This window comes from Halopseudomonas sp., from assembly GCF_047631575.1.
Lineage (GTDB): Bacteria > Pseudomonadota > Gammaproteobacteria > Pseudomonadales > Pseudomonadaceae > Halopseudomonas.
In genome coordinates, this window is sequence record NZ_JBLIAB010000003.1 from 1 (window position 1) to 25,119 (window position 25,119).

Sequence of the window (25,119 nt, forward strand, 5' to 3'; positions counted from 1 at the left end):
AAACGATGCATCGCCGATGGTAGTGTGAGGTTTCCTCATGTGAGAGTAGGTCATCGTCAAGCGCTATACCAAAACCCCGATCTGGAAACAGGTCGGGGTTTTACTTTGTGCAGTCAAAACACATTCCCGCGAACGTTGCGCCGACCACAAGGCTCAATACATACACCAATGTACTGATACATAAAAAATCCCCGGGCGCGTAAAGCGACCGAGGATTATTCGCTGCTGGAATGGGGTCAGTTTTTGGCGTTTTTCCATTCCTCTTCCTGCAACAAACGCCACATGATCTTGCCAGTAGGAGACTTTGGAATACTCTCGGTAAATTCGATTACTACAGGGCATTTATAGGCGGCCATATTGGTTTGGCACCATGCAATAATTTCATCTGAGGTGGTCTTTTCATGGCCTGCCGCAAGCACAACAAAAGCTTTAACTGTCTCTCCACGTCTTGGATGAGGGGTTGATACTACGCACACCTCTCGAACAGCTGAATTAGCGTACATCAGCGATTCGACCTCGGCTGGCCAGACCTTGTAGCCAGCTGCGTTGATCATGCGTTTAACGCGATCAACTAAGAAGAAATAACCCTCTTCGTCGTAGTAACCCAAATCCCCAGAGCGGAAGAAGCGGTATCCGTCCAGTTCAATGAATGCCTCTTCGGTCGCTTCGGGTCGGTTCCAATAACCCTGAAATATCTGCTCTCCGCGCATGATGATTTCGCCAGTGATGCCTGGTCCGACTTCCTCCAGGGTATCGACATTAATCACACGGGAATCTACACCAATAATTGGAATGCCAAGGCATTGTGCCTTGCTTGCCTGGGGTGGATTGACATGGGTTGGAGCCATGGTTTCAGACAAGCCATATCCTTCCATATAGACCAGGCCTGTCTTGGCTGCCAGCTTGGCAGCAACGGCGGCAGGCATGGCTGCCCCGCCACCACCAATGTTATCCAGGGAGCTAATGTCATACTGGTCGATATCAGGATCTGACAGCATATCCACAACCATGGTTGAAATATTGCGCCACGTATTGACCTTACAGCGTTGAATCAACTGTGCCGCGACTTTTCTATCCCAGCGCGTCATGACCACCAGAGTTCCACCAACATAGAGCGTGCTGTTCATGCACGACTGCATCCCGGTGACATGAAACATAGGAACTGACACCAAGTGAATGAGGTCATGTTGAGCGTTTGTCCATACGGCGCCATACACAGCCGTCGCCATCACACTGTGATGAGTGTGTGCACAGCCCTTGGGGTTGCCCGTGGTACCTGAACTATAGGGAATAACACAGAGGTCATCGGGCCCGGCAGTCAGGTCGCCAGGTTTCAGTCCAGCACTCAGCGCGTCATGCCAGGATGTTACGCCGGCTATTTTCTGGTCGGTACGATGTTCGCGGGCGGCATCGGGTAAATCGAGGTCGGTCGGTTCTAATATGTAATCAGAGTAGGCTGTTACGACCACTTCGCGTAGATGCCCGACGCCAATGTGTGGTGCAATATTGACCAACAATTCTTGGGCGCAGAGTGCTACAGGAGCCTCGGTGTCTTCAATCAAATATTCAAGTTCAGCCGATCGATTCATTGGATTTACCGGTACAACCACGGCATTGGCTCGCAGGATAGCGAAGAATCCAATGATGTATTGGGGGCTGTTCTGCATATACAGCAGGACTCGATCGCCTTTTTTAACTCCGGCTTGTTGCAGGTGGCCGGCCAGCGCTTCGGCTTCCTGTATGAAGCGTGCGTAGCTGATGTCGGTTCCATAATAATGAATGGCAGGATGCTGTCCAAAACGAAGGGCAGATACGGTGAGATTGTGGAAAATACTGGTGGCGGGTAGATCAAGCTGTCTTGGTACCTGATCTGGCCATACTTGAAAATGACGATCGAACATACATGCGATACCTTTGATTATTATTTTTTTCCGGTCAGTGGCAGCAAAAAATTACCGACATCGCGGGTGATGAATAAGACTGTTAGCTTAGCCCTCAGTGTCTGCACTGCAAACAGACAGTTGTCGTGGTGTTGGCGGGTTATAAGTTGGCGATAAGTTGCGTTTGATATCAGGTACCGCCAGAGCCAGCTTAGGCCATGATGCGTTATAATGGGACATTGAATCATGGCTTTTGCGTGACGTTCTGCGAGCTCCCGTTGGCGTCCAACAGCATACAGGCCGCAGAGAGGTAAGAGTGATGAACTCAGATCGTGTAATCATTTTTGACACCACCTTGCGTGACGGCGAGCAAAGTCCTGGCGCCTCGATGACCAAGGACGAAAAATTGCGTATCGCTCGGGCGCTGGAAAAGCTCAAGGTGGACGTGATAGAAGCCGGCTTCGCTATAGCCAGCCCGGGTGACTTCGCTGCGGTCAAATTGATTGCCGATACGATTCGCGACAGTACTGTGTGTAGTTTATCGCGGGCAATGGATGCTGATATCGATCGAGCCGCAGAAGCGCTGAGTGGGGCCAGTAGCGGGCGCATTCACACGTTTATCGCCACCAGCCCGATTCATATGCAACACAAGCTCCGTTTGCAACCAGAGCAGGTTGTGGAGCAGGCTGTTCGCGCGGTCAAGCGAGCCCGTAATCTCTGTTCTGACGTGGAGTTCTCGTGCGAAGACGCCGGGAGATCAGAGCTGGATTTTCTGTGCCGTATTATTGAAGCAGCTATAAACGCCGGTGCGCGCACCATCAACATTCCCGACACCGTTGGATACTCTATACCACACCAGTTTGCGGAAACAGTTCGGCAGATCATCGAAAGGGTGCCGAATGCTGACAAAGCGATATTTTCTGTGCACTGTCACAACGACCTGGGGTTGGCAGTTGCTAACTCGCTGGCTGCTGTGAGCGCTGGCGCCAGGCAGGTCGAGTGCACGATTAATGGCCTGGGTGAGCGGGCTGGTAATGCTGCTCTTGAAGAAGTAGTGATGGCTATCAAGACGCGCGCGGACGTACTCGGCGTACATACTAATATCGTTACAGAGAATATCCTCAGTGCATCGCGGCTAGTATCCGGCATTACCGGTTTTGCCGTTCAGCCTAACAAGGCGATTGTGGGTGCTAACGCCTTTGCACACGAATCGGGCATTCACCAGGATGGTGTGCTCAAGCACCGAGAGACATATGAGATTATGAGTGCGCAATCGGTTGGCTGGCATACCAACAGGTTGTCATTGGGCAAGCTATCCGGGCGCAACGCATTTCGCTCGCGATTGGGGGAGCTTGGAATGGAACTCAACAGCGAGGCTGAGCTGAATCTTGCTTTTGCCCGTTTCAAGGAATTGGCTGACAAAAAACAGGATATTTTCGATGAAGATCTCCAGGCCCTTGTATCCGAGACGCTGACGGAAGTTGTCGAACACACCAAGCTTGTATATCTGGATGTAGCGTCGCGCATGGGTGAGATTCCTCAGGCTCGGGTTGTATTGAGCATTGATGGGCAGGAAAGCGAAGCCGTCGCACCCGGCTCCGGCCCAGTTGATGCCACGTTCAAGGCAATAGAGCAGATCGTTCATTCGGATTCGATTTTGCAACTCTATTCGGTTAACGCGATAACCCAGGGAACAGACTCCCAGGGTGAGGTGACAGTCAGGCTGGAAAAAGGCGGACGAATCGTTAATGGCAATGGCGCCGATACCGATATTGTTGTGGCCTCTGCGAAAGCTTACATCAATGCCTTGAACTTGATGCGTGAAGGCGCCTACCGCGCTCACCCGCAAGCAGCAGACGTATAATGCGAGAGTCCCAACGACTGGCTTATCTGCAAGCTATTGGTGTTACTGGCTGGATGCCGCGCTCGCCCTTGGTGCACGCTGCTAGTCGCCTAATGCCAGAAGCGGAGGTCGTCGCACCTTTCAAAGATAGGCTGGCAGCGTCACGGGATCGGCCACCGGTGGTGGCTCCAGATGAGGTCCGGACATCTGCGAATGAATCTCTACCGGTTGCATCGAACCCTGCGCAAACGATCTCGCCATCGGCGATATTAGTAGAGCACCGACGGGCACAATTGGCAGCGGTGCCGGTCAAGATGACAGATTCGGTCGGAATTCCAGATGTTCAAATGGATAGATCCATTATCAATCCATTGACCTCGGATGGGCATGAGAGCCAATCGGTAGCGCCTTTTTACCTCCAGCTCTGGATGGCGGGACCCTGTGCGCTATTGGTAGAAATTACCGATCCTGGACTGGAAAAAGGTACGTCCGAGCACAATCTTCTGTGTGACATCCTACGGGCAGCTGGCTTGCCTCCTAATCCGCGCTTACTAGCGGATTTCCGTTGGCCGCTGAGTCGCAATCCGCAGGTCGCACGAAGTGCAGAAGCGGCAAGCGAGGCGATGCAGGCATTCATGCAGGCCCGGCTTGAGCAGCAGTCGATCAATTCTATTGCGTGTTTCGGCCCCATGGCGGGACTTTTGGCGGCCAGCGATCCGGAATCTGCCGCCGCTCTTGTGGGCAGTGAACAAGCGATTGAGCAACTGGGGGTAGGGTGGTTTGCACCCGGTATTGAGGTGATGTTGCGAGAGCCAGAGTTAAAGGCCAGTCTGTGGCGCTTACTGAAACGTGTCATGCCTCGATGGACGGATGTTAAATGACTGAAATGCGTTTTCAGCCGATGCTGCCAAAGGATGTAGATGCGGTAATGATTGTTGAACTTGCTGCATTCAGTCATCCCTGGACCCGTGGGATTTTTCTCGATTGCATCAAGCCAGGGTACGAGAGCTGGATGTTGTTTCGTGAGGACCAGCAGGTCGGCCATGCGGTCCTCTCTGTAGCGGGTGATGAATCTCATTTATTGAATATATCCGTTCGACCCCAGGATCAGAATACGGGGCTTGGTGCGGCGCTGCTCGAGTTCATTATTGATCGGGCGCGGCAACGGGGCGCAGAGGTGACCTTTCTAGAAGTCAGGGCATCGAATTTGACTGCGGCCCGTCTTTACGAGCGATTTGGTTTCAATGAGATCGGGCGGAGGCCCAATTATTACCCTGCTGTCACTGGTAAAGAGGACGCGCTAGTGATGGCGTACTCACTAGTCGATTGATCGGCACGAATACAATACAAGGTAGCTAGGATGACCGATTTGAAGCAGCTGTTCGTCAACAACCGCGAATGGGCAGCATCTATCAAGCAGGAGGACCCGGAGTTTTTTACCAAGCTTGCTCGGCAGCAGGCTCCTGAGTACTTGTGGATTGGTTGTGCTGACTCTCGGGTGCCAGCCAACGAGATAGTGGGTCTGCTTCCCGGCGAGCTCTTCGTGCATCGTAATATTGCCAATGTTGTGTTGCATACGGATCTCAACTGTTTATCCGTCATGCAGTTCGCAGTAGACGTACTCAAGGTAAAACATATTATTGTTACCGGCCACTATGGCTGTGGCGGCGTCCGCGCAGCCATGCGTAACAAGCAGCTCGGCCTGAGTGACGGCTGGTTGCGTTCAATACGCGACCTCTACTACGAGCAGCGCAATACACTGAAGTTGATTGCTAGCGAAGAGACCCAGCTCGACCGTATGTGTGAACTGAATGTGATACGACAGGTTGCTAACGTGAGTCATACCAGTATTGTCCAGAATGCTTGGCATCGCGATCAGCCGCTGACCGTTCACGGCTTCATCTACGGGATCAAAGACGGGCATCTAAAGGACTTGGACGTAACAGTTCAGGGTCCTGAGCAGATTCCAGAGCAGTATCGGCTTAGCCCCCCGTGAGGTCCAACGCACGATATTGGGCGATGGCCGGTTTGGTAGTGTGTGCACTGGCCTGGGCGGGCAATGCTTTGATAGCACGGGCAAGCGCCGGGTTGTTACCGCCGGTAGGGCTGTCGTTCTGGCGCTGGACCACCGCGTTGCTGATACTGCTGCCGTTCACCGCCAGAGGTGTCTGGCGTCATCGTCAGGTACTGCTGGAACGTCGCTGGCAGGTGATCGCTTTGTCGGCCTTGAGTATTTCTTCTTACAACACACTGCTGTATCTCGCAGCACAAAGCACAACAGCCATTAATATCACGCTGGTCAACACGGGGTTGCCGGTCGCGGCTTTCATCTGGACGCTAATCCTCCTCCGCGAGTTGCCGACTCGGGCTACTGTGCTCGGGGCACTGCTGTCCTTCTGCGGATTGCTGGTCATTCTTACCCGTGGACAGCCCCAGCGGGTGATCGAATTCCAGTTTAACCCCGGGGATCTGATCATGGTCGTCGCGGTGCTTGTCTGGGGCTTGTACTCGGTACTGCTACGCCGCTGGATGTTGCCCGTGCCAGGCCTTATACAACTCGCCGCTTTGCTGCTGTGTGGTGTCCCGCTGCTGCTCCCCTTTTACCTATGGGAGTTCAGCCAGGTAGGGCCGATGCCACTGAGTTTGTATACCGCAGGTGCCGTCGGTTATACGGCTATCTTTGCTTCGTTGGTCGCTTATCTAGCCTGGAATAATGGCGTCAAAGTGCTTGGCCCGGGCACTGCGTCGCTGTTTAGTTATCTGATGCCTGTATTTACGGCGTTGCTTGGCGTACTTCTGCTGGGTGAGGTGTTACGTTGGTATCATGTTCTGGGCGGTACGCTAACGTTTCTGGGCTTGCTGTTGGCCACCTGGGAGGGTCGCAAGAGATGAAGCGATTGTGTGTTATTCCAGGCGATGGGATTGGACACGAGGTGGTCCCGTCTGCAGTCAGAGTGCTGGAAAGACTGATGCCTAGCTTGCAGGTGACAGAGGCAGAGGCGGGGTGGGAGTGTTTTCAGCGCCATGGGTGCTCTGTACCGGATACCACTTTGAAGCTGATGCGCGAATACGGCGCAGGGCTTTTCGGCGCCGTATCGTCCCCCGCGCACCGAGTAGAAGGCTATCGCAGTGCCATTCTCACCCTGCGCCAGGACCTCAAGTTGTCTGTGAGCCTGCGTCCGGTCCGCAGTTGGCCTGGTTTATCGACGCGGATGGACGTGAACCTGCTGATTCTGCGCGAAAACAGTGAAGGGCTCTATGTCGGCCATGAGCATATGGCATCAGCGGATATGGCCATTGCGGAGCGGCACATTAGCCGTCAGGCGAGTGAGCATGTTGCTCAGCGCGCAGCTGAGGTGGCAAGGCTGCGCGATAGCCAGCGAATCACATTAGTCCATAAGGCCAACGTGTTACCCCTGACCTGTGGTTTATTTAGAGACAGCTGTCGGAATGTACTCGCCGCTGAGGGTCTGGCCGGACTGGTCGATGAGCGCCTGGTGGATGTGGCGGCGCTGCAACTGATCGAGCGTCCCCAGGACTTCGACTTGCTGGTTACGACCAATCTGTTTGGCGACATATTATCTGACCTGGCCTGTTACTGGTCAGGGGGGCTGGGGTTGGCACCGTCACTCAACTGGGGCCGGGGTATCTCCATCGCAGAGCCGGTTCATGGCAGCGCGCCTGACATCGCCGGGAGCGGCAAGGCCAATCCACTCGCTGCGATACTCAGTGCAGCGTTGTTATTGCGCTACCACTGGCATGCCGGATTGCTAGCCGATCAGCTTGAACGGGCAGTTGAATTGCTGCTGACAGAGTTGTCGGTCGCGGAGCTGGGTGACCAGACAACTGACATCATCGAGCGTGAGTTACTCAAGCGTCTTTAGTTCTAAAACACCCAAAAAAAAGGCCTAGCCGAAGCTAAGCCCTTGAAAAGGTTGGTGGCTACACCTGGACTTGAACCAGGGACCCCAGCATTATGAATGCTGTGCTCTAACCAACTGAGCTATGTAGCCTCCGAGGCTGCGCATTATTCAGTTGCGCAGGCCTAAAGTCAAGCGCTCAGCGTGATTTATTTGTCTTTCTTATCAACCGGTTAACTTTCGATCATCGAACAGCGTCGAGTGTCTAGTCGATGCCCAGATGCAGCGCGGTTAGCACCTCTGCGTTCTCGGCTGTTGCGTTAATGCCTACATCAAGGAGCTGCACGCGTGATGGTGCTAGTCCGGCGCTTTCCACCAGATACGCTTTGATGCTCGCATTGCGTTTCTGGGCCAGCCGCCGGAGCAGTGCATCGCTGCCTTGCCAGGTTTCCAGTACGGCCAGACGCATCCGCTCGGTACGGGCCTGCGGTTCCAGCCGCGTCCATTCTTCCGGGATGGTTTGGCCCAGCCTAGTCAAGTATATGGCTTCCAGCAGTTCAGTCTTTTCCTGTTCAGGTACGGTTGTTTCTGACTGTTGATCTGAACGAGGCCCTTGCCGCTGTTCTAGTGCGGCTTGCCATCGTCGAACATATTCGCGCTCCAGACGCTGCTGTGCCACCAGAGGGCCGTCCGTTATGGGCGAGCTCATCCCCTCGATTTCTAGGCGCAGTGCGGGCCGATCAAGTAGTGCTGATCCCAGACTATCGAGCCGTTGCTGTGCCTGGTTATCGAGTTTGGCGCTGCCTGCGGCAAAGCGTACGTGACTGATGTCATCATCATTGTCGCCGCCAACTAGGTTAGCAATGAAACGAAAGGGTGCGGTGGCTGCACGGGAGAGCAGGTTGCCGAAGCTGCTCCAGATCACCGGCATGATGTTGAATTCCGGGTTGTTCAAATTACCCTGCACCGGCAGTGTTATATTGATATTGCCCTGTGCATCTTTGAGTAGCGCGACTGCCAGGCGGATTGGTAGATCCACTGCGGTTGCGCTTTCTACGCGCTCGCCCAGTTGCAAATCGCTGAGCAGTACTTCATTGCTGGCATTGAGTTCGCCAGCTTCGATGCGGTAGTGCAGATCCAGATTGAGGCGTCCCTTGCGGATTCGGTAACCGGCAAACTTACGAGCGTAGGGGCTTAGGGTGGTCAGCTCTATATCCTTGAAGCTGGCTGTTACATCCAGGCTGTTGAGAGGGTCGAACGGGGTGAGGCTGCCATCGACCGTTACGGGGGCGTAGCGGTCGACCTGACCACTCAGGCTAAGCTCTGCGGGTATCTTGTTCTGGTTATCCAGGGTGCCGAGCCGCCCCGTCAGCTCCTCGATACTCAGGACCACGTTTGGCTGCAAGCTGAAGTCCGCAAAATTGACGGCGCCCTTGTCTATGTTCACACCGCCAATGCGCAGGCCCATGGGCATGCCCGGGTCTTGGGTCTTCTCCGGGCGGTCGACAAGTAAATTAGCTAAATTGGTGGAGAGGTCCTGATTGATGATGATGCGAGCATAGGGCTGCACCAGGCTGGCCTGATCTATCGACAGGCTGTTATTACCGTAGGCAATTTTATCCAGCTGCAAATGATCCCATTTCAACAGGTCGCGGTTCTCGATGGCATCGAGTATGTGCAGATCAGCGATTGTCGCGTCCGCGGTGACGCTAAGAGAGGGGGGGTCAACTGCCGCAAACGCCACGTTGGCCGTACCTGCGAGGTAGCCCTCACGCAGCTCTATGCGCATCAGAGGGTTCAGGTATGCCTGGGCAAGCCGCAAATCGATATTCTCCACTTCGACTTTCAGGTCGACGGATGCAGGGTTCAATTGTGCCTGGCCGCGAGCTGTCACATGGCCCTCGCCGGTGACAGTGGTATTCATATCCAGCGCAAAGGGCTCGACGCTAACGCTGTCAAAGCCAGTCACGTCCAGGTTGAGCGAACTCAGCTCCAGGCTGACGGGTGTCTCCGGCTGCTGATCGGACAGATACAGGTGGTAGTCGCGTAATTGCACTTCGGGAAGCTTGATATGCCAAGCAGATTTATCCTTTGGTTGGGTATTTTCATCCGGGCTCGACTGATCCTGTTTCGGCATAACTGCTTGCCAGTTCAATGTCCCGCCTTCCGTTCGACTGATCCAGGCTTCCAGCTCACGGCTACGAATGCTACCTACCCGTGCCGAGCGCTCGGACAGATTGAATGAGGTGTTGTTCAGCTGTAGAAACGGCAGCTTGACCAGGGCGTCACCAGTGGCCGTAGCGAGATCCACGGCACACAGCGTGGCGCTGGCGTTATCAAGCGTGACTTCCATCTTGTCTGAAAGGGCTATTTGGTAGTCCGCGTTGGCGGTGAGGTTGCCTGAGCGAAGTCTCAGGTCCATCAGGTCGTGCAAATAAGGCCAAAAGGGTGATAAAGGAACCGCATCCATTTCAATCGTGCCGGCAGAGGTCAAAGGAACAAGGCCAAGGCTTGCCTGCAGGTGCAGTTCAGAGTCCGAGGGTCCGGCAACCAGGAGGCTCATCTGTGCGTGCTCCTGGGCCACGGTACTGAATTGCAGCACTTCCAGATTGATGGCATCGAAGTTCGCCTGCACTGGGGTGGCGGGTCGTCTATCCTGAAAATCCAGCTGGCTTTTAAGGAGTGCGAGGCGCTCGATTCGCACCGCAAACAATCTTGCATCGGGATTGTCGCTGTCGCTCGGTGGCTTGTTTTCGGGTGCAATGAGTACTTGGGTCAGGTTCAGGGTGCCAGCTTCCTGCAGAACGAGGTTCAGATTTGCTTCTTGAACAGTCAGGCTTTCAAGCTGTAGTGCGTCCCGCCACAGGCTGTTTATCTGCAAATTGGCACTCAGGTGTTCAAAGCTCAGCAGCGGATCATCGGTTTCACCGATGTGCAGACGCCCCAGACTTAGTTCAAGACTGAAGGGATTGAATTCCAGGCTATCGAGTCGGGATGGCACTGATACACGCTGCTCAAGCTGGCTATTGATCAGATGCAGCGCGATGCCGGGAAGAAGCAGAAAACCCAGTAAACAGTAAATGAAGAACGCTGCCAAAGTACCGACGGCGAGGTGTTTAATACTTTTTGACATAACACGGAGATTTCTTAAGGATGTTCTACCAGTATGGCACGGGCTTACAAGGGTGCCAGTGGGAGGCTGTTGTTTGTGCATTTCCTCATATCAAAAAAATCCCCCGGCTGCTTCAGCAGGCGGGGGACGGAGAATACGTGAGAGCGATTTAAACGTTGAAGCGAAAATGCATCACGTCACCGTCTTTGACGATGTATTCCTTGCCTTCCAGGCGCCACTTGCCTGCTTCCTTGGCACCGGCTTCGCCGTTGTACTTGATGAAGTCTTCGTAGGCGATGACCTCGGCGCGGATAAAGCCTTTTTCGAAATCGGTATGGATCGCAGCGGCGGATTGGGGTGCGGTGGCGCCAACCTTGATAGTCCAGGCGCGCACTTCCTTAACACCAGCAGTGAAATAGGTTTGCAGATCGAGCAGCTGATAGCCGGCACGGATCACCCGGTTCAGGCCAGGCTCCTCGAGTCCAAGTGACTCCAGAAACATGTCCTTTTCTTCGCCATCATCAAGCTCGGCAATTTCGGCTTCGATCTTGTTGCACACCGGCACTACGATTGCGCCTTCTGCGGCGGCAATGAGGTTGACCACATCCAGGTGTGGATTGTTCTCGAAGCCGTCTTCGGCCACGTTGGCGATGTACATCACGGGTTTACTGGTCAGCAGGTGGAAGCTCTTGATCAGTTGCTTGTCTTCCGCGCCCAGATCCTTGATCAGTGAGCGGGCAGGCTTGCCCTCGCTGAAGTGCGGTATAAGCTTTTCCAGCAGCGCTTTCTGGGCGACGGCATCTTTGTCACCACCCTTGGCATTACGGGTAACTTTGTAGAGCTGCTTTTCGCAGCTGTCCAGATCAGCGAAGATCAGCTCGAGATCAATAATCTCGATATCGCGTTTGGGATCCACACTGTTGGATACGTGGATGACGTTTTCGTCTTCGAAGCAGCGTACTACATGGGCGATGGCATCGGTCTCGCGGATGTTGGCGAGAAACTTGTTGCCCAGGCCCTCGCCTTTCGAGGCGCCCGCTACCAGGCCGGCGATGTCAACGAACTCCATTGTGGTAGGCAGCGTCTTTTGTGGCTTGACGATAGCTTCCAGGGCGTCCAGGCGAGGGTCGGGCATCGGTACGATACCGCTGTTTGGCTCGATAGTGCAGAAAGGAAAGTTTTCCGCTGCAATGCCGGACTTGGTCAGCGCATTAAACAGCGTTGATTTGCCGACGTTGGGCAGACCGACAATACCGCAATTGAATCCCATACTGGTGTCCTCTGCCGCGAGGCGGCGAATAAGTGAATCAAGCTTTGAAGCTATGCAGGCGCTGCATGACTTTAGTCCAGTCGCCGTCAATAATGCCCGGAAGTTCGCGGATAGCTTCATCAACGCAGGCTTCCAAAGCCTCCTGTTCGGCCCGGGGCGCACGGCCCAGGACAAAGCCAGTCACCTGCGCGCTATGGCCGGGATGACCGATACCCAGGCGCAGACGGTAAAACGTATTCAGATTGCCCATGCGGGCAAGTATGTCTTTCAAGCCATTATGTCCGCCGGTGCCGCCACCCTGTTTGCACTTGACCACGCCTGGAGGCAGGTCGAGTTCGTCGTGGGCAACAAGTATCTCTTGCGGGTCAATACGATAGAAGCCGGCCAGTGCGGCAACAGCCTGACCACTTCGGTTCATAAATGTGGTGGGGATCAGTAGACGGACGTCCTGGCCATTGATGGACAGGCGGCCGGTGAGGCCGTAGAACTTACTCTCTTGGCGCAATTGCACGTTGTGCTTATCGGCCAGACGGGCAACAAAAAAGGCGCCGGCGTTGTGACGGGTCAGTTCATATTCAGGTCCTGGATTTCCCAGGCCGACGATCAACTTGATTCCCTGCATCACAACGGGGCGCCCCTTTGGGTCTCAGCGGTCAATTACTACGCTGATTCCTCGCCATCATCCTTCGACTCGCCTTCATCGCTAGCTTCTTCATCGACAGCTACGCGTGGGGCGTGAACGTTGGCAACGGGCAGATCGTGAACTGCGCCTTGGGCCAGAGCGGTGAGGCTCACACCTTTGGGCAGCTTCAGGTCTGTCAGGTGAACGATGCCGTTGAGCTCGACTGCACCCATATCCACTTCGATAAACTCGGGCAGATCTTTGGGCAAGCAATGAACTTCGACTTCCGTCATGGTGTGGGAGACAATGCCGCCACCCTGTTTCACGCCGGGAGAAGTCTTCTCGTTGATGAAGTGCAGTGGTACCAGAACAGTTACTTCGTGGCCTGCTATGACGCGCAGCAGGTCAGCATGCATTACGTGACCCTTTGCCGGGTGACGCTGCAGAGCCTTGAGCAGTACGTTCTGGTTCTTGCCGTCTACATCAACTTTGATGATGTGCGAGAAAAAAGCTTCGTTTTCCAAGGCCTTTTTCAGTTCGCGGGCTTCCAGAGAAATGCTCTGGGGGGCCTTGGAACCACCATAAATGATTGCCGGTACCATATCGGCGTTACGACGCAGGCGGCGGCTCGCACCTTTCCCCAAATCGTCACGCGCTATCGCTCTTAAAGTGAAGTCGACCATAGTTAGTCTCCTTGCTGAACATCCGGGCACTTGCGACCAGCGCGTCGGATGATTGATATAAACCCGAGCTGTTAATCAGCCGGGATGCTTACCCAGTGCCCTGTTCCTAGCGGAACATGGCGCTAATGGATTCTTCGTTACTGATCCGGCGCATTGCTTCGGCAATGATTGGCGCCATGTCCAACTGACGGATACGATCGCAAGCAGCAGCAGGACCCGACAGCGGAATAGTGTTGGTTACCACCAGCTCGTCGAGCTTGGAATTGCAAATATTTTCTATTGCCTTGCCTGACAGCACCGGGTGCGTGGCGTAAGCAAACACTTTGGCGGCGCCGTGGTCTTTCAGCGCACTGGCGGCGTGGCACAGTGTGCCAGCAGTATCGACCATGTCATCAATGAGGATGCAATTGCGACCCTCGACGTCACCGATAATGTGCATGACTTCAGACTGGTTGGCCTTGGGCCGACGCTTGTCGATAATCGCCAGGTCAACGCTTAGCTGCTTGGCCACTGCACGGGCTCGGACCACGCCACCGATGTCAGGTGATACGATCATCAGGTTGTCATGCCGTTGGCTGATCAGGTCATCGACCAGAACCGGCGAGCCATAAATGTTATCCACGGGAATGTCGAAAAAGCCCTGGATTTGGTCAGCGTGCAAGTCGACTGTTAGTACCCGGTCAACCCCGACGGTCCCCAGCATGTCGGCAACAACCTTCGCGCTGATGGCCACACGGGCCGAACGAGGACGGCGATCCTGGCGTGCGTAGCCGAAATAGGGCATGACCGCGGTAATGCGTGAAGCTGATGACCGGCGCAGCGCATCGGCCATGATCACCAGCTCCATGAGGTTGTCATTGGTCGGCGCGCAAGTAGGCTGGATGATGAATACATCCTTGCCGCGTACATTCTCGTTCAGTTCGACGGTGACTTCGCCATCACTGAAGCGGCCTACTGAGGCGTCGCCCAGGGGAATGTGCAATTGACGCACGACGCGTCGTGCCAGATCGGGGTTGGCGTTCCCCGCGAAAACCATCATCTTGGACACGCTGCATTACCTTATTTGGGTAGTGGTCGGTGCAATTGAAACCGTTTGAGGGTCGGATGCGTAAATGCATTCGATCCAGCTGTTTGCGGATTCAAGGTGTAATGATTGCTGCCGGAGAAAATGGCAGGGGCGGCTGGATTCGAACCAACGCATCGCGGGATCAAAACCCGCTGCCTTACCGCTTGGCTACGCCCCTGTAATAACTGTCCGGATGCTCGGTTGCATCCTATTACGCTGCTTTGTAGAGCATTCGATGTAACGGTGAAACGTTACAGCCGCGTGCAACAAAGGTTTGCAGATTGGTTGGCAACCGGGCGCGAACTTTATCAGCTTCACGTTCGTTTGGGAAGGCCCCAAACACACAACTGCCAGTTCCAGTCATCTTAGCTTCACAATAATTGTTAAGCAAGATCAATGTGTTACGTATTTCCGGGTAACACGCTTCTACAACCGACAAACAATCATTACGACCGCCGCGGTCACAGAAGGCCGCTAATGTAATGGGCTGGGTGTCACGCGTCAACCTCTCATCCGAAAAAATCTGTGCTGTACTCACCTGACAGTCCGGCACAACGACCAGATACCAGGGTTCTTCAAGGCTGACGGGAGTAAGCTTTTCGCCGACGCCTTCCGCCCAGGCAGCCTGGCCGAGCACAAAGACGGGCACGTCTGCGCCCAGTGACAGGCCCAGTACGGCCAGTTGTTCCAGGCTCAGGCCGGTTTGCCACAGATGATTGAGACCGACCAGTGTAGTAGCGGCATCAGAGCTGCCGCCACCCATACCGCCGCCCATCGGCAGACGCTTGTCCAGTCGGATGTCCGCTCCCATGGGGCTGCTGCTAGCCTGCTGGAGGAGTCGTGCAGCGCGCATGATCAGGTTGTCCTCGGCAGCGACTCCGGTCAGCGTGCTGCGTAGATTAAGCTGGCCGTCGTTGCGCAGGGTGAAATGCAAGGTGTCGCAAATATTGATGAATTGAAACAGCGTCTGCAGCGTGTGATAGCCATCTGGGCGGCGGCCAGTAATGTGCAGGAACAGATTGAGTTTGGCTGGTGCGGGGAGGCTTAGTTCGTGGTCGAATAGGGGGGGCGAACCATAGGTGGAAACTGGATTCACGGTTGCTCCGGCAGATTCCACTGCGTAATAACCAGCGTAAGCAGGATGTTGTCGGCTGATAGTTGAAGGCGTTGCGGTAATTGCAAGCCATTCACTTCCTGGTAACGGCTGTACTCAAGCGTCCATCCTGCCTGGGCAAGTCGCGCCAATCGACTTTGTGAATCGAGCTGCAGACGACTGGCACTATCGGGCGCCGGCAAGCCGCGTACCCACCAGAGCAGGTGTTCAACCGGCAGGCGCCAGCCAGTTTGCTGTTCCAGCAGGGCTTCGGCCGAGAGGGCCTGCATGGTGGGCTGGCCAGCCATATCCAGCACAACGCCCTGCTGGCTACCCTGTAGGCGGGTCGCGCCGCGGCCGAGAGGGCCGGAAATGCGTATATCGTACTTGTCCTGTTGTTGAACCCACGTCAATGTGCCGCTGCCTGATTCCTGTGGGGAGCGCACTCCGATTTTGCCCTGCAAGGTCCAGCTTTGTATGGGCTCTAGAGTCGCGCGGTGAGCCTGCCAAGCGGCGCCGTCACCACCTAAGTCAAGGGTTTCACGCTGATGCAGGCTGGTGCAGCCTGCGAGCAGAGAGAGCAGCAGAATGATAAAAACAGGACGCAACTGGCACATGGATCAGTTAATTTCCATTCGTTGACGGGTTGAACGAATGAGCTCGTTCTCGGGGCTGTCCTTCAAGGCTTCTTCCCAGATACGGCGGGCTTCTTTACGCTTGCCGCGCATCCAAAGTACTTCGCCAAGGTGGGCGGCAACTTCCGCGTCAGGAAAGCTGGCGTAGGCTTGGCGCAGGAATGTTTCTGCTAGCTCGAGATTGCCCAAGCGATAGTGAACCCAGCCCAGACTATCGGTAATAGCGGGGTCTTCCGGCTCCAGAACTGCGGCACGTTCTATCATAGCCAGTGCTTCATCCAGCTTTTCATTATGGTCGGCAAGCGTGTACCCGAGGGCATTCAAGACCATCGCGTTGTCCGGCTCGAGCTCAATGATTCGGCGCAGATCACGTTCCATGGCTGCATTGTCAGCCCTTTGCTCTGCGAGCATGGCGCGGGCGTAGAGCAGGCTGGTGTCAGACTCGAACTGGCGTAGCGCATCACTAAGGCGTTCCTGTGCAGCTTGTTGATCATGTGTACCCAGGATTTCGATTTCAATTAGATACAATGGCAATGCAACGTCTGGATTGGCCGCGCGCTCGGTCAGCATGATCTGCGCCAGCTCGTCGAGTCGTTTCTGCTCTGCCAGCAGTTGGCTGATTTGCAAACGTGAGCCAAGAAACTCACGGCCGGCTTGAACCTGAAGCCAGGCTTGCAACGCGGCTTCGTAGCGTTCCAGTTCATAGTATGCGATGCCGAGATGATAGAGCGCGGTATCATTCTGCGGATCTGTTTGTATGAGCTGCTCAAGGTAGCTGGCGGCTTCGGTGAACTGATCGTTTTCGAGATGGACCAGAGCCAGAGACAGCAGTAGATCGGTGTCGTGGGGATTTTGTTCAATCAGTGTGGAAAATTGCTGGCTGGCTGCGTTCAGATCACCGCTTGATACCAACAGTCTGGCAAGCAGCAAACGCATGCGAGTATCGCCGGGATGGTCGGTCAGGCCCTGTTGCAACATTTCTATTGCTTCTTGGGTTTGACCGCGCGCAGCGAGTACGCGTCCATGCAGCATCAGGGCCGCTGGCTGTCTGGCTGCGTGCGGATGTTGATTGAGCACAGCGAGTGCGGCTTCATCATCACCACCTTGTTGCAACAACAAGGCCTTTGCGAATACCAGTTGGGCGTTGTCCGGATTGCTCGAGAGCAACTGGCTGATGCTTTTAAGCATGGCAGCGCGAGTGGGCTCGTCGGTTTGCGCTGCCGCCAGAGCAAGAAAGTCGAAATGGGTCTCGCCCTGCATTCGCAGGACCTGTTGCATTGCGAGCATGGCCCGCTCATGCTCGCCAGCTCGGGCTAGGTGAAGTGCCGCAGCACGAAAGGCTTCCGGATTGTTGGCATCCACCTGGGTCCAGAGCGTGGCCATCTCGAGAGCCGGCTGATGAGCCCCAAGAAACTCGGCCACTCGCATCGCACGTTCTACTACGCCCGGGTCGCGCGTGTTTTGAGCTTGGATCAAATAATTGTTCAGGGCAATGTCGTACCGGTCGCGCTGGCCGGCAATTTCCGCGGTGAGCAAATCATAAAGCGTGTCTTTGGCAAACTGACCATATACTACCTTGGGTTTTTCCGGTTGTGCGACAGCCGCCACTGGGGTCGGTGGAGGTACTGTGACCGGTGGGCTGGTCGTGGCACAGCCGGCCAGGGCCAAGGCCACGAAGCAGGGCAGCAGGGATCGAAGGAAAACAGCCTTGGTGGTTGCGCTCATGGGGACTCTGATGGTGTTCAGCAAGGTGTTCATCATGACACAGGATCTGTTGCAAACCCACCGGCCCAAGGGAATTGATCGGCACTGGCATACATAGGACAATTGCACGCAATGTTTAACTAAACGGGACACCATGGGCTTCCTCGCATTCGGGATCAATCACAGAACGGCCGCAGTCGGTGTGCGTGAGCGCCTGGCGTTCGCCCCTGAACAGCTGGCGGGTGCGCTGCATAGTCTGCGCGATGAGACCATGACCCAGGAAGTGGCTATTCTCTCGACCTGCAATCGAACCGAAATATACTGTTCTCAGGATCGTTTGGACGGCGAAGTCATATTGGCCTGGTTCGCGCGGTTTCACGGTATGCCGGTCGAGGAGCTACGAGCCTGCAGTTATCAGCATAGCAACGAGAACGCGGTTGGGCACATGATGCGGGTTGCTGCGGGTCTGGATTCGATGGTGCTAGGTGAACCGCAGATTTTCGGCCAGATGAAGGATGCATGGCAATCGGCTCGTAGCGCCGGAACGCTAGGCCCTTATTTGGATCGTCTTTTTCAGAGCACGTTCAATACCGCCAAGCAGGTCCGTACCGATACCGCGATCGGCGAAAACCCGGTGTCTGTGGCCTTCGCCGCAGTAAGTCTGGCCAAGCAGATATTTTCCGACCTGCGGCGTAGCACCGCCTTGTTGATTGGCGCCGGGGAGACCATTGCGCTGGTGGCACGGCATCTGTTCGAGCAGGGGGTGGGTCGTATTATTGTTGCAAACCGCACCCTCGAACGCGCCGAGCTGCTCAGCGGTCCCCTGGGAGGCCAGGCAATCGTTCTAAACCAGATACCTGATTTCTTGAGCCAGTGCGATATCGTTATCAGCTCTACTGCCAGTCCCTTGCCGATTCTCGGTAAAGGCGCGGTAGAGCGCGCGCTCAAACAGCGTCGCCGCAAGCCGATGTTCATGGTCGATATCGCGGTACCGCGTGATATCGAGCCGGAGGTCGGTGACCTGGCAGACGTTTACCTGTACTCCGTCGACGATCTGCATGAGGTCATTGAAGATAATTTGCGTTCGCGTCAGGATGCGGCTGAGGCTGCGGAGCGGATGATCCTTTTGGGCACAGCTGAATTCATGCAGCGTTTGCGTGCGCTGGCGGCTGTGGATGTCCTGCGCCGCTATCGGGTCAAGGCGGAGACGTTGCGTGATCAGGAGCTGGCCAAGGCGCAGGCTCGACTGGATCGCGGAGCTGATCCCTCTGTGGTGATGGCGGAAATGGCTCGCGCGCTCACCAACAAACTACTGCACGATCCCAGTGTCCAGCTCAAGCAGATGACGGCTGAGGGTCGGGCTGAAGCCCTGGTGCTGGCCCAGGAGCTGTTCGCGCTTGACGACGTAACCACCATACAAGGCGAACCATGAAAGCATCTTTGTTGAACCGCCTGGATATCATGCAGGAGCGTTTCGAGGAACTCTCGGCGATGCTCAGCGACGCGGAGGTGATCAGTGATCAGAAGCGCTTCCGGGCTTATTCCAAGGAGTACGCCGAGCTGGACGCCACCATTGCGTGCTATATCGATTGGCAAAAAGTTCGCGCCGATCTCGATGAGGCGCGCAGCCTGCTAAAAGATACTGACCCGGATCTGCGCGAAATGGCCGAAGAAGATGCGGCTCAGTGCAGCAGCCGGCTCGAGGAGCTGGAGGAGCGATTGAACTTTCTGCTGCTGCCTAAGGACCCTAACGACGAGCGCAACGTGTTCCTTGAGGTGCGTGCGGGTACCGGCGGGGACGAGGCGGCCATTTTTGCCGGAGACCTGTTTCGCATGTACGGCAAATATGCCGAACGTCAGGGCTGGCGTATTGAAATTCTCTCCGAGAGCTCGGGCGAGCATGGCGGCTTTAAAGAAGTCATTGCCCGGGTTGAGGGACAGAACGTCTACTCACGACTCAAGTTCGAGTCGGGTGCCCACCGGGTGCAACGCGTACCGGAAACCGAATCCCAGGGTCGAATCCACACGTCGGCCTGCACGGTCGCGATCATGCCGGAGCTCGATGAGCAGGCGCAGATCGAGATCAATGCCGGAGACCTGCGGGTCGATACTTATCGGTCCTCGGGCGCGGGCGGTCAGCATGTTAACAAGACCGATTCAGCGATCCGGTTGACACACCTGCCGTCCGGGATTGTGGTCGAATGCCAGGAGGAGCGCTCCCAGCACAAGAATCGTGCCCGGGCGATGAGTCTGTTGCAATCGCGTCTGGATAACGTGCAGCGTGAAGCGCATGAAAAAGAGATGTCCGATACGCGGCGTTCACTGGTCGGCTCGGGTGACCGCTCAGAGCGAATACGCACATACAACTTCCCGCAGGGCAGGATGACCGACCACCGGATCAACCTGACGCTGTATAGCCTGGATGATGTGATCCAGGGCAACCTGGATCAGGTCATTGATCCGCTGTTACGCGAGTATCAGGCTGACCAGCTGGCCGCGCTGGAACACATCTGATGCCGACGGTTGCACAGTTGCTGGCGCAAGCGGACCTGCCAGAGTCACCCAGCTGCGCCTTGGATGCTGAATTGCTGCTGGCACATGTGCTGCAGAAACCGCGTAGTTTCCTGCGCACCTGGCCGGAGCACTCATTGCCGCCGTCGCAGCTTGAGCTTTTTAATGCTTTGATGGCGCGTCGACGGGCCGGTGAGCCGATTGCCTACCTGCTTGGCGAGCAAGGGTTCTGGAGTCTGGACCTGCAGGTCAATAACACGACCTTGATACCCCGACCCGACACCGAACGTCTGGTCGAGCTGGCGCTGGAACTGGGTCCCCAGGGCAGAGCTCGTGTGCTGGATCTGGGCACGGGTACCGGCGCAGTGGCATTAGCGCTGGCTTGCGAACGTCCGTTATGGGATGTCATTGCCACCGATCTGGTGCCTGCTGCGGTAGCCCTGGCGGACAGTAATCGTAAACGTTTGCGGCTGAATAATGTGCATATCATGACCAGCGACTGGTTTTTCGCTCTGGACACCGAGCCCTTTGACTTGATCGTTTCCAATCCGCCGTACATCAGCGCCGATGATCCTCATCTGCTGCGTGGCGATGTGCGTTATGAGCCGGCCAGCGCGTTGGTCAGTGGTGCGGACGGGCTGGATGCGATTTGCCATATTGTTCAACAAGCCCCGGCGTTTCTCAAACGCGATAGTTGGCTCCTGCTTGAGCACGGCTGGCAGCAGGCAAACGCTGTTGTTGCGTTGCTGGAAGATAGAGGGTTTCACCAGACGCGCTCCTGGCAAGATTTGGCCGGGCAGCAACGGATAAGTGGGGGGCAGTGGCGTGGATGACCAGCAACTGCTTCGTTATAGCCGACAGATACTGCTGCCGCAGCTCGACATTGACGGCCAGCAGCGTCTTCTTGATAGCCGGGTATTAATTGTTGGGCTGGGCGGGCTGGGTGCGCCCGTCGCTCTGTACCTTGCTGCCGCTGGCGTTGGAACTCTGGTGCTGGCGGATCATGACGAGGTGGATCTGACTAATCTGCAGCGTCAGATAATCCACCAGACAGCTGATGTGGGCCGATCGAAGGTCGAGTCCGCGACCGACAGCGTGCGTGCGCTCAACCCCGAGGTCGAGATACTGCAGCTGCCTCGAGCACTGGCTGGAGAAGAGCTGATCAAAGCAGTCGCTAATGTCGACCTGGTTATGGACTGCTGTGACAACTTTGCTACGCGTCAGGCGGTTAACGCTGCCTGCGTCTGTCTACGCCGTCCTTTGGTGTCCGGCGCCGCGATTCGGCTTGAGGGCCAGCTTAGCGTATTCGATTCCCGACGTGACGATAGCCCCTGTTATGAGTGCCTTTATGGCAGCGGCGAAGAAACTGTCTTGAGCTGCAGCGAAGCGGGTGTTATTGGACCTTTGGTTGGTTTGATCGGTAGCTTGCAGGCCCTTGAGGCACTCAAACTGCTGGCCGGTTTCGGCGAACCGATGATCGGTCGCCTACTATTGGTGGACGCGCTGGGTAGCCGTTTCCGCGAAATGCGTGTGCGACGAGATCCTGCCTGCAGGTGCTGCGCACCAGTGGCGGAGTAGAGGATGGATAACGCGCCGATTGGAGTATTCGATTCGGGGGTTGGCGGATTGTCGGTGCTTGGGGAGATACGCCGGGCATTGCCGAATGAGTCGCTGTTGTACGTAGCTGATAGCGGTCACGTTCCGTATGGCGAAAAAAGTCCCGAAGAGATACGCGAACGTAGCCGCAGGATCACCGCCTTTTTGCTCGATCAGGGCGCCAAGGCACTAGTCGTTGCCTGCAATACGGCGACCGCAGCTGCGGTGGCTGATCTGCGCGAACATTATGCTATCCCGATTATTGGTATGGAGCCCGCAGTCAAGCCTGCGGCACGGGCGACCCGCAGCGGCGTAGTGGGCGTCCTAGCAACCACGGGTACATTGCGGAGCGCCCGATTCGCTGCGCTACTTGATCGCTTTGCCGGAACGGTCAAGGTCGTTACTCAGCCTTGTCCCGGACTGGTCGAATATATTGAGCAGGGAGAGCTTGAAAGCCCTCGGGTGCATGCGCTACTGCAGGACTATACTCGGCCTTTACTGGAAGCGGGTTGCGATACACTGATCCTCGGTTGTACGCATTACCCTTTTTTAAGGCGCGCACTGGAATCAATATTGCCTGCGAAAGTGGCGCTGATCGATACCGGTGCCGCTGTTGCCAGGCAGTTACAGGCCCGGTTGATCGACTTATCCCTAGAGGCTGCAGGACCGGCTCGAGTCTCTCGTTTCTGGTCTAGTGGTGATCCTCAGGCTCTGGGCAGGGTGTTGCCGGTTCTCTGGGGTGAGAGTGGAGAGGTGGAACTGTTGCCGTTCTGAGGTGACGAAGTTGAGGGCCAGCGCTGTGGGCAGGCGTCAATATCCAGAAATTATCTAGGAAATAATGATGAAAAAAATCAATCTGTGGATTGGCTCGGCCATGCTAGGCGCGTTGACGTTGCAACCGGCATTGGCCGGGACGGGGCTGACCGCTGAACTTGGGCAGACGTCCGATTCGGAAATGGTCTATCGCTTGGGGATGCAGTTCGATTTTGGCCAGCCGCTGTGGCAAAGCGACTCTGGGAGCATCGGTCTCCACGGCTACTGGGATGCGGGTGTCACCCGCTGGGACAGCGAAGACGCGACGTCCGTATCGATCACACCGGTATTTCAGTTACGTTTCGGTCAGGGCGGCGGCGCCATTCCGTTCCTCGAGGCGGGTATTGGCGCTGCGTGGTTCTCGGAAACCGATCTGGAAGGTGCCGGACGGGATCTGGGTTCGGCTTTCCAGTTTGAGGATATGATCGGTGCGGGCCTGAGATTTAATGCTGGCTCCCAGGCCGGCGTGCGCGCATATCACTACTCGAATGCCGGTATAAAGGATCCTAACCAGGGCATCAACAAGGTTGCGCTGTACTACCGATTGGCGATCTGAGCGAGTGTAAATCCGAGAAACGGCTTGAGGTAGTCGCTCAGCGTTTGTTGGCCATTTGCTTTATCAACCATTGCTGCCGGTAGATGTGAGCAAATCCGTGCAGCAGTGGGAATACGACAGCCCAGACGGTGACCAAGATTGCAAGGGTCGTCAGTTGTTCTAGCGGCAATCGTACGTCTGACAGCGTCGCCCCTGCGAAATAAGATAGGGGACCTGACACAGCGCCTAGCAGGCTAGCCAGCCATACGCGGCGTGCAGTCCAGTCCAGGCAATGATTAAGAGTGGTAGCGAGCATTGCCCAGAGCGCAGCCAGCCAGAGTGGTACGATGAGCGAATCGCCCGGGAATTCGAATACGCCAGTCTGCAGGAGGAAAGAGTCGATTGCGGAGCCGGCGAGGACGACGGTGACGACTAGTTTACCTTCTGCAGCCCATGAGCTGATCCAGAAGAAATGCACGCACAGTATGGCCGCAGGCACCAGAAGCCAGGGTCCGGTGCCGCCGAGCACGCAGGCGAACCAGCCGATCTGGAAAAGCACTGCGTTGGCTATCAGCTTGTGCAAAGGTGTATCCAGGGACATGTCAGGCTCCGAGGCTGAACAGATTCAGTTGCGGGCGAGCGTCGGGCTTGGTTAGCAGAATCTGCGCCGTACCGATCGATCTTTCCACGAAACCGCCTTCGCAGTAACACAGATAGAATTCCCACAAGCGGAAGAAGTAATCATCATACCCTAGCTGTTCCAAGTGGCTGCGAGCGGTCTTGAGGTTCTCGTGCCAGTAGCGCAGCGTGCGTGCGTAGTGGCTACCGATATCTTCCAGATGCAGCATCGACAGATCGGTATGTTTGCGCGTCAATTCGCCAATCAGGCTCACCGAGGGCAGGGATCCGCCGGGAAATATGTAGCGCTGAATAAAATCGACAGCACCCTTTGCCTGTTCGTAGCGTTGGTCGCGGATGGTGATTGCCTGCAGCAACATCATGCCGTGTGGCTTGAGCAGATCCGCACAGGTCTTGAAGTACGTCCGGAAGTACTCGTGCCCCACCGCCTCAACCATCTCGATGGAGACGAGCTTGTCATACGTACCAGTAAGCTCTCGATAATCCTGCAGCAGTAACGTCACACGATCCTCTAGCCCCAGTTCCTCGACTTTGGCACGGGCATATGTCAGTTGCTCCTTAGACAAAGTGGTGGTGGTGACCCTGCAGCCGTAATGCTGGGCAGCGTAAATGGCCATGCTGCCCCAACCGGTGCCGATTTCCAGCAGGTGGTCGTCCGCGGTTAGCTCGAGTTTGCGGCAGATGCGTTCCAGCTTGTGCAGCTGGCCCTGCTCTAGACTATCGCTTTTGGGTGGGAAGATGGCGGCCGAATACATCATGGTCGGGTCGAGAAAATTCTCGAACAGATCATTACCCAGGTCATAGTGGGCCTGGATATTACGCCGTGAACCGGAAAGCGTATTGCGATTGAACCAGTGGAGGATTTTGAGAGCGGGACGCCCAAGACGGGCCAGACCCTTTTCCATGCCATCGAGGACATCCAGGTTGCGCACAAATATTTTGGTTACAGCGGTCAGCTCAGGCGTGGTCCAGAAGCCGTGGATGTAAGCTTCGCCAGAACCAATACTGCCGTTGCCGGCTATCATCGGATAGGCGGCGTGGTCATTAACATGGATTTCTGCGTGCAGTCCATCGGTATCTGGCTGTCCGAACTGCAGAATCTCATCGCCGTCATGGATGGTAATTGTGCCCCGACGGATCGCTGCGAGCTGTTTCAGCACCAGAGTGCGGCTCAGCCGGACTACCCAGCTGCGGCGGGTTTTGTCTTCCGCTCCTATACTGCGAGTGTCGCCCAGCAGTGCCATCGTCCGCTCGCGG

Annotated in this window: 23 protein-coding genes and 2 tRNA genes; 12 read left to right on the forward strand and 13 right to left on the reverse strand. The window is 55.8% G+C overall.

The features are described 5' to 3' along the window. Positions 1-236: 236 nt before the first annotated feature. On the reverse strand, positions 237-1,901 hold the full coding sequence (locus tag ACJAXR_RS06695) for a long-chain-fatty-acid--CoA ligase (protein WP_415057489.1): 1,665 nt from the start codon (positions 1,899-1,901) through the stop codon (positions 237-239). A 295-nt stretch (positions 1,902-2,196) separates the two neighbouring features. On the opposite strand from ACJAXR_RS06695, the gene ACJAXR_RS06700 reads away from it, so the two are divergent. From ACJAXR_RS06700 to ACJAXR_RS06725, 6 genes are all read left to right on the forward strand, one after another. Beyond that, entirely contained in the window at positions 2,197-3,744 is a 1,548-nt protein-coding gene (locus ACJAXR_RS06700) for a 2-isopropylmalate synthase (protein ID WP_415057490.1), read from the forward strand. Positions 3,745-4,070: 326 nt separating this feature from the next. Continuing rightward, a complete protein-coding gene (locus tag ACJAXR_RS06705; RefSeq protein ID WP_415057491.1) occupies positions 4,071-4,604 on the forward strand; it encodes a hypothetical protein in 534 nt (177 codons plus the stop codon). Then, complete coding sequence (gene rimI, locus ACJAXR_RS06710; RefSeq protein ID WP_415057492.1) at positions 4,601-5,053, forward strand: ribosomal protein S18-alanine N-acetyltransferase; 453 nt, start codon at positions 4,601-4,603, stop codon at positions 5,051-5,053. The genes ACJAXR_RS06705 and rimI overlap by 4 nt, the downstream gene beginning before the upstream one ends. A 30-nt stretch (positions 5,054-5,083) precedes the next feature. Next, on the forward strand, positions 5,084-5,719 hold the full coding sequence (gene can, locus ACJAXR_RS06715; RefSeq protein WP_415057493.1) for a carbonate dehydratase: 636 nt from the start codon (positions 5,084-5,086) through the stop codon (positions 5,717-5,719). Positions 5,720-5,742: 23 nt separating this feature from the next. After that, on the forward strand, positions 5,743-6,615 hold the full coding sequence (locus ACJAXR_RS06720) for a DMT family transporter (protein WP_415057494.1): 873 nt from the start codon (positions 5,743-5,745) through the stop codon (positions 6,613-6,615). Continuing rightward, positions 6,612-7,607 (forward strand): isocitrate/isopropylmalate family dehydrogenase, encoded by a 996-nt coding sequence (locus ACJAXR_RS06725; protein ID WP_415057495.1) that lies wholly within the window; start codon positions 6,612-6,614, stop codon positions 7,605-7,607. The genes ACJAXR_RS06720 and ACJAXR_RS06725 overlap by 4 nt, the downstream gene beginning before the upstream one ends. Before the next feature lie 52 nt (positions 7,608-7,659). Here the strand turns inward: ACJAXR_RS06725 and ACJAXR_RS06730 are convergent. From ACJAXR_RS06730 to ACJAXR_RS06775, 10 genes are all read right to left on the reverse strand, one after another. After that, positions 7,660-7,736, reverse strand: a tRNA-Met gene (locus ACJAXR_RS06730). 112 nt (positions 7,737-7,848) lie between these two features. Continuing rightward, a complete protein-coding gene (locus tag ACJAXR_RS06735) occupies positions 7,849-10,716 on the reverse strand; it encodes a DUF748 domain-containing protein (protein WP_415057496.1) in 2,868 nt (955 codons plus the stop codon). Positions 10,717-10,864: 148 nt separating this feature from the next. Beyond that, positions 10,865-11,965, reverse strand: coding sequence for a redox-regulated ATPase YchF (ychF, locus tag ACJAXR_RS06740; RefSeq protein WP_415057497.1), 1,101 nt, complete (start codon positions 11,963-11,965; stop codon positions 10,865-10,867). Positions 11,966-12,002: 37 nt separating this feature from the next. Beyond that, positions 12,003-12,587, reverse strand: a complete 585-nt coding sequence (pth, locus tag ACJAXR_RS06745; protein WP_415057498.1) for an aminoacyl-tRNA hydrolase — start codon at positions 12,585-12,587, stop codon at positions 12,003-12,005. 38 nt (positions 12,588-12,625) lie between these two features. After that, on the reverse strand, positions 12,626-13,270 hold the full coding sequence (locus tag ACJAXR_RS06750) for a 50S ribosomal protein L25/general stress protein Ctc (RefSeq protein WP_415057499.1): 645 nt from the start codon (positions 13,268-13,270) through the stop codon (positions 12,626-12,628). A gap of 106 nt (positions 13,271-13,376) precedes the next feature. Next, the gene (locus tag ACJAXR_RS06755) at positions 13,377-14,318 is read right to left on the reverse strand and encodes a ribose-phosphate pyrophosphokinase (RefSeq protein ID WP_415057500.1); all 942 of its coding nucleotides are present in this window, start codon (positions 14,316-14,318) and stop codon (positions 13,377-13,379) included. A 121-nt stretch (positions 14,319-14,439) separates the two neighbouring features. Next, positions 14,440-14,514, reverse strand: a tRNA-Gln gene (locus tag ACJAXR_RS06760). A gap of 33 nt (positions 14,515-14,547) precedes the next feature. Continuing rightward, entirely contained in the window at positions 14,548-15,432 is an 885-nt protein-coding gene (gene ispE / locus ACJAXR_RS06765) for a 4-(cytidine 5'-diphospho)-2-C-methyl-D-erythritol kinase (RefSeq protein ID WP_415057501.1), read from the reverse strand. After that, positions 15,429-16,046, reverse strand: a complete 618-nt coding sequence (lolB, locus tag ACJAXR_RS06770) for a lipoprotein insertase outer membrane protein LolB (protein ID WP_415057502.1) — start codon at positions 16,044-16,046, stop codon at positions 15,429-15,431. Before lolB ends, ispE begins: the two co-directional genes overlap by 4 nt. A 3-nt stretch (positions 16,047-16,049) precedes the next feature. Beyond that, positions 16,050-17,789: a tetratricopeptide repeat protein gene (locus ACJAXR_RS06775; RefSeq protein ID WP_415057503.1), complete on the reverse strand. Its 1,740-nt coding sequence runs from the start codon at positions 17,787-17,789 to the stop codon at positions 16,050-16,052. A 133-nt stretch (positions 17,790-17,922) separates the two neighbouring features. Here ACJAXR_RS06775 and hemA point away from each other — a divergent pair, with 133 nt between their 5' ends. The 6 genes from hemA (at position 17,923) to ACJAXR_RS06805 (ending at position 23,244) form a co-directional block, all read left to right on the forward strand. Beyond that, positions 17,923-19,200, forward strand: coding sequence for a glutamyl-tRNA reductase (gene hemA, locus ACJAXR_RS06780; protein ID WP_415057504.1), 1,278 nt, complete (start codon positions 17,923-17,925; stop codon positions 19,198-19,200). Next, on the forward strand, positions 19,197-20,282 hold the full coding sequence (gene prfA, locus ACJAXR_RS06785; protein ID WP_415057505.1) for a peptide chain release factor 1: 1,086 nt from the start codon (positions 19,197-19,199) through the stop codon (positions 20,280-20,282). The genes hemA and prfA overlap by 4 nt, the downstream gene beginning before the upstream one ends. Further along, on the forward strand, positions 20,282-21,112 hold the full coding sequence (gene prmC / locus ACJAXR_RS06790; RefSeq protein ID WP_415057506.1) for a peptide chain release factor N(5)-glutamine methyltransferase: 831 nt from the start codon (positions 20,282-20,284) through the stop codon (positions 21,110-21,112). Before prfA ends, prmC begins: the two co-directional genes overlap by 1 nt. Beyond that, entirely contained in the window at positions 21,105-21,857 is a 753-nt protein-coding gene (locus ACJAXR_RS06795; protein ID WP_415057507.1) for a molybdopterin-synthase adenylyltransferase MoeB, read from the forward strand. The genes prmC and ACJAXR_RS06795 overlap by 8 nt, the downstream gene beginning before the upstream one ends. 3 nt (positions 21,858-21,860) lie before the next feature. Next, positions 21,861-22,649 (forward strand): glutamate racemase, encoded by a 789-nt coding sequence (murI, locus tag ACJAXR_RS06800; RefSeq protein ID WP_415057508.1) that lies wholly within the window; start codon positions 21,861-21,863, stop codon positions 22,647-22,649. A gap of 67 nt (positions 22,650-22,716) precedes the next feature. Then, on the forward strand, positions 22,717-23,244 hold the full coding sequence (locus ACJAXR_RS06805) for an acyloxyacyl hydrolase (protein ID WP_415057509.1): 528 nt from the start codon (positions 22,717-22,719) through the stop codon (positions 23,242-23,244). 37 nt (positions 23,245-23,281) lie between these two features. Here the strand turns inward: ACJAXR_RS06805 and ACJAXR_RS06810 are convergent, their stop codons facing one another. Together ACJAXR_RS06810 and ACJAXR_RS06815 are read right to left on the reverse strand one after the other, a co-directional pair. Beyond that, positions 23,282-23,806, reverse strand: a complete 525-nt coding sequence (locus tag ACJAXR_RS06810; protein ID WP_415057878.1) for a DUF2878 domain-containing protein — start codon at positions 23,804-23,806, stop codon at positions 23,282-23,284. 19 nt (positions 23,807-23,825) lie between these two features. Then, positions 23,826-25,106, reverse strand: a complete 1,281-nt coding sequence (locus ACJAXR_RS06815) for a class I SAM-dependent methyltransferase (protein ID WP_415057879.1) — start codon at positions 25,104-25,106, stop codon at positions 23,826-23,828. Positions 25,107-25,119 lie beyond the last annotated feature (13 nt).

Bases quoted from the DNA above. Each gene is read 5' to 3' on its own strand.
- ACJAXR_RS06695 (WP_415057489.1), bottom strand. From the start codon at position 1,901: ATGTTCGATCGTCATTTTCAAGTATGGCCAGATCAGGTACCAAGACAG.
- ACJAXR_RS06705 (WP_415057491.1), top strand. From the start codon at position 4,071: ATGGATAGATCCATTATCAATCCATTGACCTCGGATGGGCATGAGAGC.
- rimI (WP_415057492.1), top strand. From the start codon at position 4,601: ATGACTGAAATGCGTTTTCAGCCGATGCTGCCAAAGGATGTAGATGCG.
- can (WP_415057493.1), top strand. From the start codon at position 5,084: ATGACCGATTTGAAGCAGCTGTTCGTCAACAACCGCGAATGGGCAGCA.
- ACJAXR_RS06720 (WP_415057494.1), top strand. From the start codon at position 5,743: ATGGCCGGTTTGGTAGTGTGTGCACTGGCCTGGGCGGGCAATGCTTTG.
- ACJAXR_RS06725 (WP_415057495.1), top strand. From the start codon at position 6,612: ATGAAGCGATTGTGTGTTATTCCAGGCGATGGGATTGGACACGAGGTG.
- ACJAXR_RS06735 (WP_415057496.1), bottom strand. From the start codon at position 10,716: ATGTCAAAAAGTATTAAACACCTCGCCGTCGGTACTTTGGCAGCGTTC.
- ychF (WP_415057497.1), bottom strand. From the start codon at position 11,965: ATGGGATTCAATTGCGGTATTGTCGGTCTGCCCAACGTCGGCAAATCA.
- pth (WP_415057498.1), bottom strand. From the start codon at position 12,587: ATGCAGGGAATCAAGTTGATCGTCGGCCTGGGAAATCCAGGACCTGAA.
- ACJAXR_RS06750 (WP_415057499.1), bottom strand. From the start codon at position 13,270: ATGGTCGACTTCACTTTAAGAGCGATAGCGCGTGACGATTTGGGGAAA.
- lolB (WP_415057502.1), bottom strand. From the start codon at position 16,046: ATGTGCCAGTTGCGTCCTGTTTTTATCATTCTGCTGCTCTCTCTGCTC.
- ACJAXR_RS06775 (WP_415057503.1), bottom strand. From the start codon at position 17,789: ATGAGCGCAACCACCAAGGCTGTTTTCCTTCGATCCCTGCTGCCCTGC.
- hemA (WP_415057504.1), top strand. From the start codon at position 17,923: ATGGGCTTCCTCGCATTCGGGATCAATCACAGAACGGCCGCAGTCGGT.
- prfA (WP_415057505.1), top strand. From the start codon at position 19,197: ATGAAAGCATCTTTGTTGAACCGCCTGGATATCATGCAGGAGCGTTTC.
- prmC (WP_415057506.1), top strand. From the start codon at position 20,282: ATGCCGACGGTTGCACAGTTGCTGGCGCAAGCGGACCTGCCAGAGTCA.
- murI (WP_415057508.1), top strand. From the start codon at position 21,861: ATGGATAACGCGCCGATTGGAGTATTCGATTCGGGGGTTGGCGGATTG.
- ACJAXR_RS06805 (WP_415057509.1), top strand. From the start codon at position 22,717: ATGAAAAAAATCAATCTGTGGATTGGCTCGGCCATGCTAGGCGCGTTG.
- ACJAXR_RS06815 (WP_415057879.1), bottom strand. From the start codon at position 25,106: ATGGCACTGCTGGGCGACACTCGCAGTATAGGAGCGGAAGACAAAACC.